At 55.7% G+C, this 12900-nt stretch carries 12 protein-coding genes and 1 pseudogene; 6 read left to right on the top strand and 7 right to left on the bottom strand.

Annotation, left to right across the window (positions count from 1 at the left end; translation table 11 throughout):
• Positions 1-715: 715 nt before the first annotated feature.
• Complete coding sequence (locus DQN55_RS13540) at positions 716-1633, top strand: LysR substrate-binding domain-containing protein (RefSeq protein ID WP_048381945.1); 918 nt, start codon at positions 716-718, stop codon at positions 1631-1633.
• Positions 1634-1680: 47 nt separating this feature from the next.
• Here DQN55_RS13540 and leuD read toward each other — a convergent pair whose 3' ends face one another.
• From leuD to DQN55_RS13515, 6 genes and pseudogenes are all read right to left on the bottom strand, one after another.
• A complete protein-coding gene (gene leuD, locus DQN55_RS13535; RefSeq protein ID WP_048381946.1) occupies positions 1681-2286 on the bottom strand; it encodes a 3-isopropylmalate dehydratase small subunit in 606 nt (201 codons plus the stop codon).
• A 3-nt stretch (positions 2287-2289) separates the two neighbouring features.
• A complete protein-coding gene (gene leuC / locus DQN55_RS13530) occupies positions 2290-3711 on the bottom strand; it encodes a 3-isopropylmalate dehydratase large subunit (protein WP_048381947.1) in 1422 nt (473 codons plus the stop codon).
• Positions 3712-3878: 167 nt separating this feature from the next.
• A pseudogene (locus DQN55_RS22595) lies at positions 3879-4111 on the bottom strand (sulfite exporter TauE/SafE family protein); the annotation flags it as partial.
• A 1-nt stretch (position 4112) separates the two neighbouring features.
• Positions 4113-4814, bottom strand: a complete 702-nt coding sequence (locus DQN55_RS13525) for an RraA family protein (protein ID WP_231995587.1) — start codon at positions 4812-4814, stop codon at positions 4113-4115.
• A gap of 130 nt (positions 4815-4944) precedes the next feature.
• A complete protein-coding gene (locus tag DQN55_RS13520; RefSeq protein ID WP_048381950.1) occupies positions 4945-6249 on the bottom strand; it encodes a dicarboxylate/amino acid:cation symporter in 1305 nt (434 codons plus the stop codon).
• 97 nt (positions 6250-6346) lie between these two features.
• Positions 6347-7222 carry an alpha/beta hydrolase gene (locus DQN55_RS13515; protein WP_048381952.1) on the bottom strand — a complete coding sequence of 292 codons (876 nt, stop codon included), beginning with the start codon at positions 7220-7222 and terminating at the stop codon, positions 6347-6349.
• Positions 7223-7660: 438 nt separating this feature from the next.
• Here DQN55_RS13515 and DQN55_RS13510 point away from each other — a divergent pair, with 438 nt between their 5' ends.
• The 4 genes from DQN55_RS13510 (at position 7661) to DQN55_RS13495 (ending at position 11169) form a co-directional block, all read left to right on the top strand.
• Positions 7661-8020, top strand: a complete 360-nt coding sequence (locus tag DQN55_RS13510) for a hypothetical protein (protein ID WP_048381956.1) — start codon at positions 7661-7663, stop codon at positions 8018-8020.
• 280 nt (positions 8021-8300) lie between these two features.
• The gene (locus tag DQN55_RS13505) at positions 8301-8642 is read left to right on the top strand and encodes a hypothetical protein (RefSeq protein WP_048381958.1); all 342 of its coding nucleotides are present in this window, start codon (positions 8301-8303) and stop codon (positions 8640-8642) included.
• A gap of 42 nt (positions 8643-8684) precedes the next feature.
• On the top strand, positions 8685-9800 hold the full coding sequence (locus DQN55_RS13500) for a hypothetical protein (RefSeq protein WP_048381960.1): 1116 nt from the start codon (positions 8685-8687) through the stop codon (positions 9798-9800).
• A 547-nt stretch (positions 9801-10347) separates the two neighbouring features.
• A complete protein-coding gene (locus tag DQN55_RS13495; protein ID WP_048381962.1) occupies positions 10348-11169 on the top strand; it encodes a hypothetical protein in 822 nt (273 codons plus the stop codon).
• Between the two features lie 260 nt (positions 11170-11429).
• Here DQN55_RS13495 and DQN55_RS13490 read toward each other — a convergent pair whose 3' ends face one another.
• Complete coding sequence (locus tag DQN55_RS13490; protein WP_048381964.1) at positions 11430-11825, bottom strand: RidA family protein; 396 nt, start codon at positions 11823-11825, stop codon at positions 11430-11432.
• A 140-nt stretch (positions 11826-11965) separates the two neighbouring features.
• Between DQN55_RS13490 and DQN55_RS13485 the strand changes: the two genes are divergently transcribed.
• On the top strand, positions 11966-12880 hold the full coding sequence (locus DQN55_RS13485) for a LysR family transcriptional regulator (RefSeq protein ID WP_048381966.1): 915 nt from the start codon (positions 11966-11968) through the stop codon (positions 12878-12880).
• The last annotated feature ends 20 nt before the right edge of the window (positions 12881-12900 follow it).

The following is a 12900-nucleotide window of genomic DNA, read 5'->3' as shown; positions in this document are numbered from 1 at the left end:
TTCGATAAATTCGTTTTTGCAATACCCGGTTTGTGGGCGTTGATGGAAAGCCCGGCAAGGCTCTCACAGGTTAAAACACATCATGTAGTGTTCTTGTGTCTACGTGGACACACTATATGGTGGTTGTTTTTTTGGGTCAACCCGATGGCCGGAGCTGTTGGCCATGGTGGCGACTTGGTTTCCCCCCTAACCACAGGATTTCCGGGGGTGACGGGATACTTTTTTTATTTGATTTTTTTGTTCGGCGACTGATGGGCATTTGTAGTGTCTATTCCGCCCTTGACATTCGATATCGCATCAGAATTGGTAAAGTTCGCCGTCATGTGGATCAACTTGTTGTCAGCCAGAAAAGTACGCAGACCGTTAGCCAGCGGGAAACAACCTCCAGCTCTTTGTCGGTAAATCCCTGCGTCAGTACCTGGTTTTCTAGGCGTTATCGATTGTGGAGACTGGATGATCATGGCCTGTTCGTGTGCACAGGTCATTTCCGCTTTCGGTCAGGAGCAGCCCTTGGCACCTGGGGTGTTCAGGGAACAACCGGAAGGCCATTGTGGTGTCTATTTTAAGGATGGCTCATAAGACTTATTCATGGCGCACTTTCCTCATGTTGTGGTGATCGAGGATTCAGATACGCACGGTTACACAGACGCTGATTACCCCTGGATCGATGGTATTCTTCCCGGAAAATGAGAAAAATAGTGGATGCATTAGGCGTATGAACACGAATCGTGAGCAGTTTCCTTTGCCTGAAGATTTGAAGGTCTTTCTTACTGTTATCCGAAAAAATGGCTTCGCGAATGCCGCTGAAGAGTTGGGGTATTCACCAGCCTATATAAGCAAGCGCATCTCCGTACTTGAGTCGACTCTTGCAACAAAGCTGCTGCATCGCACGACAAGACGCATCGCGTTGACCGACGACGGCGAACGAGCCCGGCAATGGGCAGAAAAATTGCTGGGTGACCTCAACGATTTTGTTGGCGAAATATCCGAGGCGCGGCATCAGCCTACGGGGTCGCTGCATATCTGCAGCAGCTTCGGTTTTGGACGTAACCACGTAGCCCCCGCGATCTGCAAACTCTCGCAAACCTACCCTAAACTCGATATCCGCCTGGACGTGTTTGACCGTGTCGTCGATATCGTCGGTGAGGGGTTCGACCTGGAGATACGCGTGGGAGATGACCTGCCGGGTCAGCACCTAGGTCGAAAACTTGTGAGCAATCGACGAGTTCTGTGTGCGACTACGGAGTACCTGGAGCGGCGAGGCATGCCTCACTCGCTAGATGACCTGAAAGCCCATGATTGCTTGGTACTGAAAGAGCGCAATAACGCGTTCGGCGTTTGGAACCTGACAAAGGACGGGCAAGAAGAGTCGGTGCGCGTCAGCGGCCCTTTGTCCTCTAATAACGGAGAGATTGTTCTGGAGTGGGCACTGAGCGGTGGTGGGATCTTGTTGCGGTCGATGTGGGACGTCAAACAGATGTTGGAACAAGAGAGGCTGGTGCAAGTACTTCACGAATACACTCAAAGTGCGAACGTATGGGCTGTGTACCCCACCAGGCTTAGCGAGTCGGCGAAATTAAGGGTTTGTGTCGAGTTTCTCGAAGAGTATTTCCGCCATCTTTCAGTAGAGTAAGGCGCTGGCGGGGATCAATCGGAAATCCGCCGCCAACACTGCTTGCGTCACAACCATGGATTTTCCGACAGATGCCGGGCTTCAAAGCTCCGAATTTCCTTAACACGCTGAAGCGTGGTGCCAATGGCATCTAGACCCAACAGCAGCGATTGCTTGCGCAACTGATCAATCTCGAAGTGAACAACTGCACCATCAGCCAACTCGATTCTTTGCTCTGGCAGGTTCACGTTGATCTTCGCGGTTTCTGCGTTGCTGATCACACCTGCAATTTGTTTCAGTTGCGCTTCGGACACCTGAATGGCCAGCAGGCCATTTCGCTGGCAGTTGTCATAAAAAATCCCGGCAAAGCTGGTGCCAATGAGTGCTCTGATACCGACTTGCTTCAAGCCCCAGACGGCATGCTCGCGGCTTGATCCACAACCAAAGTTAGGCCCGACCACTAGAAACGCGGCATCGTTCCAGGCGGGCTGATTGAGGATGAATTCGGGGTTGGGCGTGCCGGACTTGAGGAACCGCAGATCGAAGAACAGGCCTCGGTCCAGCCCCTTGCGATCAATACCCTTGAGGAACTGCTTGGGCATGATGACGTCGGTGTCGATGTTGGACGCCAACAACGGCGCTGCACTGCCGGTTACCAAGGTAAAAGGTTGCATGTTTCAAGCCTCCAAAGCGAAAGATCGAACGTCAGTCAAATGCCCCGTAATCGCCGCCGCCGCGACCATCGCCGGGCTCATCAGATGAGTGCGCGCACCGGCGCCCTGACGGCCTTCAAAGTTGCGGTTGGTGCTTGATGCACACCGGTCACCTGGTGCGAGCACGTCATCATTCATGGCCAGGCACATCGAGCAGCCCGATTGCCGCCACTCAAAACCCGCATCCAGGAAAATCTGCGCGAGCCCTTCGTCTTCGGCTTGGTGACGCACCAAGGTCGATCCCGGGACGATCATTGCTCGTACATGGGCAGCAACTCGTTTCCCGCGCACCACCCGTGCGACATCACGCAAGTCTTCAATCCTGGCATTGGTGCAGGAACCGATGAACGCATGGCTAATCATCACATCGCTGAGCGGCATTCCGGGTGCCAGGCCCATATAGTCAAGGGCCCGTTGCATGCCCTGACGCAATATGAGGTCTGGTTGAGTGGCGGGGTCTGGCACACGACTGCCAACCGGCGCGGCCTGATCAGGGCTGGTACCCCAGGTGACCATGGGTTCCAGGGCACCAACGTCGAGGATAACTTCGCGATCAAACAGAGCACCCTCGTCGCTATACAGCCCTTTCCATGTTGCGACTGCCTGGTCCCACATTTCGTTTTGAGGCGCGCGGGGTTTAAATTGCAGATAGGCAAAGACCTTATCATCCGGTGCCATGAAGGCACCTCTGGCCCCAGCCTCCACGGCCATGTTGCAGATGGTCATTCGGGCTTCAACGCTGAGGTCATTAATCGCCGGTCCCGCGAACTCAATGGCGTAGCCTGTGGCGCCCGAAGCGCCAATCTTTTCGATCAGGGCCATGATGATGTCTTTGGATGTGACGCCGGTTCCGAGTAAACCGTTCACCGTTACACGCATGGTCTTCAAACGCTTGTAGACCAGCGTCTGCGATGCCAGCAAGTGTTCTATTTCAGAGGTGCCGATACCGAAACCAAATGCGCCCAATGCACCATAGGTCGTGGTATGACTGTCACCGGCCGCGACTACCATGCCCGGCAGTATGAAGCCTTGCTCGGGCGCGACGACGTGCTCAATGCCTTGACGTTTATCGAGAACATCGAACAGCTCAATTCCGAAGTCCCGGCAGTTCTCTTCGAAGTAAGAGACCTGCTGTGCGCCTCCTGTGTCCGGCATGGTGGCAACACGAACTGGAGCCGTTGGGTTAACGTGGTCGACCACCGCGAGAGTAGCGCTCGGGCGCCAGACCTGGCGGCCTGATGCTCGCATACCACTGAAGGCTTGTGGGCTTGTGTATTCATTAGCGACCTGGCGGTCAATGTACAAAAGCACATGGCCTTGATCGTCGAGAGCACAAACAGTGTGGCTGTCGATGTGCTTCTGGTAGAGCGTTCTGGGACTGTTCATTGGGTCGGCTCTTTCTATGTATTAAGCGAGATAACGGGTACACCATATGCACAGCATATTTTCGCCGCAGATCTTGCATCAATAGCGATAAGGTGAAGGCGTTGCGCACGACTTGTGAATAATCGGATGAAGTTTTTATGGACGGTCAATTGGGGGCATGCCTTGCGCATGAGCAGTGCCGTACGCAACAGAAATAGACAGAAAGAAGTAGGGAGCCTTCTTCTCCGGCAAGGCATGAGCAACCTTAATTCCCCCCGTCTGGCGTTATCGGAATGCCAATATTCCAATCAACGTGGTCATGGAGTGCATAAATCAAGAGAGCCACAACGGTGGTCGGCGCAGCCAGCGCCAGTGATAACCCTCATGCGACGACCTGGGTTGTACCGAATACGCTGGTCAAACTAAATCGGACAGCCTTTTGCGCGCAAAATGGCATCAAACCGATCCGGATCGAGTGTTCCAGCCTCAATCGCCGCGAGCGTAGCTTTTTCGCGAGCTAGCAAGTCCAGGCAACGTATGAGCAGTTCAGGCAGTTCGGATCGGGCGGCAGCAACTACGCCATCTTCGTCGCCAATCATCAAGTCACCAGGTGTCACCAACATGCCAGCGCAAGAGATCGGAACATTAATCTCGCCGCCACCATCGGTACTCGGACCACGATGGACCCCAGCAATAGCGTAGGCCGGCAGTGCCCCCGTCTGCCATTCATCGACGTCACGCAGTGCCCCATTGATGACTACGCCAACGATGCCCGCCTTCAGCGCCATTGCCCGCATGACTCCACCAAAGACTGCACGGGTGAGATCCGCACTGCCATCAATCACGAGTACATCGCCGGGTCGCGCCATTTGTATCGCTTTCAGGATCATCAGGTTGTCACCAGGACGTACTCTTACCGTCAAGGCACTCCCCAACATTGGTGTGTTGCCGTGAAAAGGGCGAAGGCCAAGGCCGCCAACATTGCGTCCCAAGCAATCACTGACGGCGGCTGCAGGGATGTTGCTGAAGTGCTTTAGCCACCCGGGATCAAGAGGTTCTGCATTGGGATTGATCAGGTAGCCAGTGGGCCATTTGCCCGAAGTGACGACATCAAACATGAACATCCTCGTGGCCAGCTGGTGCCGGCTTTCAGTAGTAAACTTCGCAATATGAAAAAAAATGTGTCGCGATTCGAAGCGGGCGCGTGGTACTGGCGGCATTAACCGCCAGCATGGCATCTGCGCAGGGGGCGACTTATTCGGTGGAAAGCTTGGCCGCTACGGCTGCCGGTACATGACGGCCGCGCTTGAGGGCAATCGGTGCCATCTTGCTTCGGTCCAGTTCACCTTCCCAGGCCGCCACTACCAGGGCTGCGACGGCATTGCCTATGATGTTGGTCAGGGCTCGACATTCAGCCATGAAGCGGTCGACGCCTAGGATCAGCACCATCGCCGCCACAGGTACGGTCGGCACTACCGCAAGGCTCGCAGCGAGCGCGACGAAACCCGCACCGACCACTGCGCCGGCACCTTTGGAGGTGAGCATGGCCACTGCCAGCAAGGTCAGTTGTTGCTCAAGACTCAAATCGATGTTGGTCGCCTGAGCAAGGAACAACACCGCCAAGGTCATATAGATATTGGTTCCGTCCAGGTTGAAGGTGTATCCGGTTGGAACAACGATCCCGACTACACCTTTGGACGCACCAAGGTTTTCGAGTTTCTGAATCAGTTGTGGCAGCGCCGATTCCGAAGAGCTGGTGCCGAGCACGATCAAAAGTTCGGCTTTGATGTACGCCATCAGTTTACAAATGCTGAAGCCGGCATAGCGGGCAATACCGCCAAGTACGCAGGCAATGAAAATGAACGCTGTCAGATAAAAGGTCCCAATCAGTTTCAGCAGCGGCAACAGCGAGCCAAGGCCGTACTTTCCAATGGTAAATGCAATCGCGCCAAACGCTCCGATCGGTGCCACGCGACTGATGATGCCGACAATGCGGAAGAAAACTTCGCTGGCCTGATTGATCACACTCACCAACGGCCGACCCTTTTCTCCGACCATCACCAGCGCAATGCCGAACAACACCGAAACAAACAGTACGGGCAGAATTTCACCCTTAGAGAACGCATCAAAAAAGGTCGTTGGAATCACATGCAGCAGAAAACCGATAATCCCTACGCCGTGTTCGGCCTGGCCTACAAACCCGGCAATCGTGGATGAATCGAGGGTGTTGACGTCGATGTTGAAGCCCGCACCGGGTTGCAACAGGTGTGCCGCCAACAGTCCAATGACCAGGGCTATGCTCGAGACGATTTCGAAATACAGCAATGCCTTGCTGCCCACCCGACCGACTTGCTTCACGTCGTGCATGCTGGTGATTCCCGAGACCACCGTGCAGAAGATGATCGGGCCGATGATCATCTTGATCAGCTTGATGAATCCGTCGCCCAACGGCTTGAGGTCGACGCCAATCTGAGGCCAGTAGTGACCGATCACAATGCCTAGGGCGATCGCGATGATGACCTGTACATAGAGAGTTGCCAGCAGTTTTCTGATTGTCATTTTTATTATCTCCAGCGTATTTCAGGCATAACTATCCCGCCGCAGGCCGGTGATGACCCGCGGTGAGAGGTTGGTTCAGATCAGTGAGATACGAATGTCAGCGCAGGAAAGCCAAGGCTTCGGCGAGCAACAGTTCAGGGGCTTCTTCGGCGATGTAATGGCCGACGGGCAACGCCTTGCCACGGACATCGGTGGCGACCTGTTGCCACTCCTTGAGCGGTTCGAAGCAGCGTCCGACCGTGCCTTTGGCACCCCACAGAACCAGTAATGGCAGGTTCAGATGACGGTCGGCTTCGATGTCGGCACGATCATGCTCCAGATCAATACTGGCGCTGGCGCGGTAGTCCTCGCAGATTCCGCTGGCAGAGCCTGGCAGTTGCAGGCAGCGCAGGTATTCGCTAAAGGCCTCGGGGGTAAAGGGTTTAAGCCCGGCGCTGCGACTTCCCATCACGCTGCGCAGGTAGGATTCGGGATCGGCTTCGATCAAGGTTTCCGGCAGCGGCGCCGGGAGGATCAGGAAGAACCAATGCCAATAGGCACGGGCAAAGGCTTCGTGAGTTTGCGCGTACATCGACAGGGTCGGCGCGATGTCGAGCAGCACCATGCGTTGCACGGCAGCGGGATGATCCAGCCCCAGGCGATGGGCCACGCGGGCGCCACGATCGTGGGCCAGTACCGAGAACCGTTCGAAGCCCAGGGACTTCATCAGCTCCACAGCATCCTTGGCCATTTCACGTTTCGAGTAGCTGGTGTGTTGGTCGTTGGCTAGCGGCTTACCGCTGTCACCGTAACCGCGCAGGTCGGCGGCGATCACGGTGAAATGCTCGGCCAGTTGTTCGGCGACCTTGTGCCAAATGACATGGGTCTGTGGATGACCGTGTAGCAACAGCAGGCCCGGCCCGCTGCCGCCAATGCGATAGGCAATGTTCACGCCGTTGACGTGACGCTGGTCTTTGAGGAATCCGGCAAACATGGGGTGACTCCTTGTTGTAGTTGCCTACATCCTGAAAGCGTTGGCGCTGAAGAAAAAGTCGCAAAGTGTGGTGATATTGTTCATGAAGCGTGTTCAAAAGATAACTGGCGCTCGATCGGGTCCCATTGCGAGCAAGCACAGCCCCATATTCAGACCCGCCCTTTACGATACCTGACAAGGTAGCGCGCTCCACAATTCATCGCGCCGAAGTAATGAGGCAACTGACACCACCCCTGAAATCAGCCACTTGTTTGAGCACGTTTTCGGGCGTTCGCTTCTGACCGACAGTAGCCCCTCACGAAGGGCTGCTTTCGGCCAAAAGCGGACGTTGGCGAGTGACCGCTTTCGACCCATAGCAGACATTCAGATGGAAGCCCCAACCATCTAGATATAGGCTGTGCGTTCTGAAATGGATTACCAGTTAAGGGCAAGCGGCTTATGGCAAGTTCCGAAATTCACGAACGGTTGAACAACCGTCGATTCACCGTAGCCAACAACACCCACGGGCTATCGGGCAACGGAACGGTATTTCATTATCTCGTCGACGGTGGGGCCATCACCGGCACTTACCGGGGTGGCCGCATCCGCATGGGCTCTCAAGTGGGTCGGGTGACAGGCCGCAACACCATCGAGCTTCTTTATCACTGCATTACCACTGAGGATGAGATCCTCGCTGGCTGGTCGCGCGGCGAGATTGGCCAAGACCAACATGGGCTCACTACGCTTCACTTTGTCTGGGGATGGTTATCTGGTGCGACGGGTGGGGGCGAGTCTAGTTACGTCGAGCTTGCCGACTAGCTAGCCTATTGCAGAAGCAGCGATTCTCGAACGTTTGCAATGGGGCGATGCCGGTCAAAACTCTCTTCAAGGGAGTGTGAATTGTGCGGGCGGTCTGCAGCTATCTTCAGCATGCAGATATTTTCAACAATGGCTGCGCTGCACTTTATTTTGCCGTCAAGAAAAAAGGGTGGCAGCTGGACGTAGGTCGACGGACCGAGACTCCATAGCCGGCTCTGCTAGGATGGCTCGCTCACCAGAACTTGAGCTACAGACGATCAACCACTAAAAGGAATTTCCATTGATCAAGCAATGTGTACTCGGTCTTGCAATCGCATCGATACTAACAGGCTGCGGCGAGGACAGAGAGAAGACCGCCCGCACCAAGATCGGCGCAATCAGCGTAGCGTTCGATGCCCGCCCGCAAGGCATCCCAAACTCCAGCGGCACCAGAACGCTGACCCGGCAAACCATCAACCAGTGCGTCGAACACCTGACCAAAACCAAGGCCGACTTCGACGTCATCCGCAAGGACTATGCCGACACCCAGGCAGTGCAGTCGATGGAGACCAAAGCGCTGTATGGCAAGGTGCGCGGCCAGCTGGCGACTTGTCAGCAGACGAAGGCTACGTTGGATTATTGAGAGCTGACGCAACACACTCAAAGGAATTGAGGACCGGATGCCATGAACGACATCAACAACGTGCAACGTTTGTATTCCATGGAAGGCGCAGCCCACCTGTACTCCAGCGACCCTGCAATGCTCACCCCCGCAGATCTCTACAATGTGAAGTACGAGCCCGCACACCTTGCGGCGCTGCAGAACTGCAACATCTACCTCATCGTCCGCCGCCCCCGGGTGTACCTGCAGCCGGAGAGTTTCAGCCTCAGCGGCCGGACCGTAACCGGCAACTTCCTGGTTCGCCGTGCGCAGGGCATGGTGGCGGTGCCGTTTGTCTACGAAATTCCAGAAAGCTCCATCCCCGCAGATGTGCCGATCGTGGATGTCGCTATCGCGGTCAATGGTGCCGCGATGGTTGCTATAACACCCTGTGGCAAGCAGATGATGTCGGCTAGCGTGATCATCGCGGCATCGGAACATGAGCTTGCCGATGAAGACACCGCGATGGAGGTGCTGTATGTGGGGCAGGGGATTGGCCGAACCCGTGCGCGCACGGCGCTGGACAGGCTGCAATGCCACAGCACCCTGCAGAGGATCCTTGCCGACACGCTCACCAACTTCTACGAGCACGAGGTTTTGCTGTTGCTGTATCGCTTCGAGCACGGGCGCACGGTGGTCAGCAATGGCGGCGATTTCAACGTCGATGCCCAGGCGGACGACAACGCCGACCTGGCACACTTCAAGCGCTTGCAGGGCGTGCGTCTGAAGCGCCATGAAGTTGTGTCGCTGGTCGAAGCGGGCCTTATCAATTACTTCAAGCCCTACTACAACAGTTTGCTCAAGGCGACGAGCTTCTCGGCGAAAAACAAGCTGAAGGTTCTCAGGCAATTGATGGCCAAGGGGCCGACCGGGTTGATTGTGGAGCTGTCGACCGTGAACCTGCGTTCGCGCATCGGCACGCTCCATGCCATACCGGTTGACCTTGCAGCTGCCTATCCGCCCGAGGTGCTTGATGGGCGCAACATTGATGATGAGCAAACGCGTGAGCGGTGGCGGGAAGAGCTGAGAAGGGTCGCGCATACCCACATCGCAAAGTTTGCCCTGACCACAGCCGATGAGCGAGAGACCTTCATGCATGGGACGGTTTTTCTGGGGGATAGCGAGCGGATTATGCTGTGAGCCGATGCTTCCGCCGATTGCTGCCTGATGCGGTTAGACGCACGCAACTTCCGTCACGCGCGTTCTGCGATCAAAAACAGCAGAAAGCTTCTTGGTCATCTGCAAGCGGCCATCGCCTCGATCTCCACCAGCATTCCATCCAGCGCCAGCCGAGCCTTCACGCGCCGTCTCGGGGTCAGTCCGAGTAACTATCGAAAGCGGTTTTCTTCAATGTGATGTAAAGGGGGCCGCAGGCACTGATGGAACAGCCAAAGTGACGTTGTGATAGTCATCGACACGTGCGTTCAATGATGCCTTGGTTCCACGGAACTCAACTGTATCGGGCCAACATTTCAATGTCTGTGTCTGGCCGAATTTTTCCGTACCTAACCGGCAGCTATGGGTCGATTCTTGCCTGTCATGAGGGGCAGAAAAACGACCCAAAGCACCCATTCAAGAGCGGCAGCAACCCGCCATGAGCAGGTGTTAAATGCGTCTACTCAACCAAGGGCGGTTCAGGTCTAGCCTGCTAAGATCGATGCGTCTACCTCGCGCAAAGGATGCAGTAATGGGAAACTACACGAAAGGACTCACAGAGCGCCGTCATCACACTCAGCTCAGGGAGGGCTACTGTCTGATCTGCGGAACCTTCGGCCCTCTCAGTTGGGATCATGTTCCGCCCCAAGGTAGTATCACGATCACCAAAGTTGAGCAGGCTCACCTGACTGAGGTTATGGGAATCAATTCTGATCCTGTCATTGGTGTGAAGTCTTCTAACGGCAGTAAGTTCAGAACCATCTGCAAGCATTGCAATAGCTCACATCTCGGTACTAATGACCAAGAGGTTGCGAGGGTCTACAAAGGCATATCAGAGAAGATCAAACACTATTTTTTGAGAGCCGACAGCCCAGTCAATCACGTGCATATGCTGTTTGATGGGATGAGATTTTGCCGCGCAATGGTTGGACACGTACTCTCAGCAACCACTGTAAAGGACTGCCTGCAAGAGCCGGTGCCTGTTCCCTACTATGCCCCGTTACAAAAGTTTGTCATGGGGGACGATACCGCAACCGATGACAGCCATGATTTCTATGTCTGGTTCTATCCGCACCGTAGGCACATGAGCATAAAAATGTTTACTTGCAAAAATCACGGACACATTGCGACCCTAAGTCTCCTGTCATTTTTTCCGCTGGCATTTTTGATCACAGAAAAAGGACAGGGAATTTATCCCTCTGGTGCAACGCCTGTGAAGCCCACTGACGAAACACTTTACGTGAAACTCGATTCAGGACATCTGCCTTACGCTGCCTTTCCCAATGCTGGGCTGGAGGGGGATCAGATGATTCTATTAGATGGTAGTCGATCGATTGTGAGCTACCCCATCTGAATGCCTATGTTTCTGCCTCTCTGAGAAAGTCTATTCACTCTCCTATACGAATGGAAAGCTGCTCGAAGCTCTTTTTGAATCGAGCTAAATTCGTGGACGTTGGAAGGCAACTATTGGCCGATTGCTGTCTGTCACGAAAGTCTGCAATCGGCCAAGAGCGGATGGTGGCACCAGGCAGAAACCGATCGGGAGTGGAGGGCCACTCTTTGGGGAAAGCGAGAAGGCTGCCTTGGGTTGTCGCAGGCGAGGCTGAGCTGAGTCTATTGCGGTAGTTTGGCGATCACCTTGATCTCGAAGTCGAAGCCGGCCAGCCAGGTCACGCCAACAGCGGTCACCGTCGGGTAGGGTGCTTCGCCCCAGTACGCTGCCGCTGCTTCCCAGAGGGTTTCGAATGTCGAGTCGGGGTCGATCATGAAGAGGGTGGTGTCGATCACATCCTCGAAACTACTGCCGGCCTCGGCCAGGATCGCGTTGAGGTTGGCGAAGGCCAGGCGAACCTGGGCCGCGAGGTCCGGCTCGGCCGAGCCATCCTTGCGGCTGCCGACCTGGCCGGAGACGAACAGGAAACCGTTGGAGCGAATCGCTGGCGAGTAACGGTGAAGCTCGTACAGTGCATGGCGGTCAGGCGGGAAAACGACATCACGTTTGCTGGTCATGGCATACCTTCTTCGGGGCCATCGCGGCCCGCTGTTTACGGTGGAGCCACTATAAAAAGGCGACCGGCCTGAATAAACGGGCAACACTGGTCATGACTGTTTGTAGAATCCAAACTATCCAGTCCCGAATGAGGCGTGAAATGGACCGTTTCGATGCAATGCAGGCCTTTGCCCGAGTAGTGGAAACCGGCAGCTTCACCAAGGCGGCAGCCACCCTGCACATGAGCAAGACCACCGTGACGCAGCTGGTTCAGCAACTGGAAGCGAGGCTGCGCGTACGCCTGCTCAACCGCACTACACGCAAGGTCAACGTCACCGCCGATGGTGCGGCCTACTACGAGCGTGTCATCCGGCTGCTGGTCGATATGGACGACGCTGAGACAAGTGTGTCCAGCGCGTCGATGGCACCGCGTGGGCGGCTGCGGGTGGATGTGCCCAGCCCACTGGCGCGAATGCTGCTGATTCCAGCCTTGCCGGGGTTCTTTGCGCGCTATCCGGAAATCCAGCTGACCGTGGGCGCGAGCGATCGCATCGTCGACATCATTGGCGAAAACGTGGACTGCGTAGTGCGTGGTGGTGAAATCACCGATCAGTCCCTGGTGGCAAGGCATGTGGGCGATCTGAAACTCGGCATTTATGCCACGCCTGGCTATTTGCAGCGTTTCGGTACACCGGCGCACCCCCGCGAGCTGGAGGAGGGCAGGCACAGTACCGTCGGTTTCCTCTGGTTTCGTACAGGCAAAACCTTGCCCTACGTGATGCAGCGGGGTGAGGAGCGCATCGAGGCCCAAGGTCGTCCGCAACTGACGGTCGACGATGGCAATGCGTACCTCGCCGCCGGCCTGGCGGGTCTGGGTATTCTCTGGCTACCGCAGTACATGGCCAAGCCGCATCTGGGCAGCGGTGAGCTGCTGCCGTTGTTTGAGGACTGGACCATGGCGCCAATGCCGATGTATCTGGCATTCCCGCCGAATCGCCACGTCAGCGCCAAGGTGCGGGCATTTATCGACTGGGTCATGGAATTGATGGCCGAACATGCGCCGGTGGTTGGGTGAAACAGGTGCACACCCATTCC

This window comes from Pseudomonas taetrolens, from assembly GCF_900475285.1.
In the GTDB taxonomy this organism is placed as follows: Bacteria; Pseudomonadota; Gammaproteobacteria; order Pseudomonadales; family Pseudomonadaceae; genus Aquipseudomonas; species Aquipseudomonas taetrolens.
The sequence above is the reverse complement of the archived record's forward strand: the minus strand, read 5'-3'. Positions and strand labels throughout refer to the sequence as shown.

Excerpts from the sequence above, each read along its gene's own strand:
- DQN55_RS13540 (WP_048381945.1), top strand. The coding sequence starts at position 716 with ATGAACACGAATCGTGAGCAGTTTCCTTTGCCTGAAGATTTGAAGGTC.
- leuD (WP_048381946.1), bottom strand. The coding sequence starts at position 2,286 with ATGCAACCTTTTACCTTGGTAACCGGCAGTGCAGCGCCGTTGTTGGCG.
- leuC (WP_048381947.1), bottom strand. The coding sequence starts at position 3,711 with ATGAACAGTCCCAGAACGCTCTACCAGAAGCACATCGACAGCCACACT.
- DQN55_RS13525 (WP_231995587.1), bottom strand. The coding sequence starts at position 4,814 with ATGTTCATGTTTGATGTCGTCACTTCGGGCAAATGGCCCACTGGCTAC.
- DQN55_RS13520 (WP_048381950.1), bottom strand. The coding sequence starts at position 6,249 with ATGACAATCAGAAAACTGCTGGCAACTCTCTATGTACAGGTCATCATC.
- DQN55_RS13515 (WP_048381952.1), bottom strand. The coding sequence starts at position 7,222 with ATGTTTGCCGGATTCCTCAAAGACCAGCGTCACGTCAACGGCGTGAAC.
- DQN55_RS13510 (WP_048381956.1), top strand. The coding sequence starts at position 7,661 with ATGGCAAGTTCCGAAATTCACGAACGGTTGAACAACCGTCGATTCACC.
- DQN55_RS13500 (WP_048381960.1), top strand. The coding sequence starts at position 8,685 with ATGAACGACATCAACAACGTGCAACGTTTGTATTCCATGGAAGGCGCA.
- DQN55_RS13495 (WP_048381962.1), top strand. The coding sequence starts at position 10,348 with ATGGGAAACTACACGAAAGGACTCACAGAGCGCCGTCATCACACTCAG.
- DQN55_RS13490 (WP_048381964.1), bottom strand. The coding sequence starts at position 11,825 with ATGACCAGCAAACGTGATGTCGTTTTCCCGCCTGACCGCCATGCACTG.
- DQN55_RS13485 (WP_048381966.1), top strand. The coding sequence starts at position 11,966 with ATGGACCGTTTCGATGCAATGCAGGCCTTTGCCCGAGTAGTGGAAACC.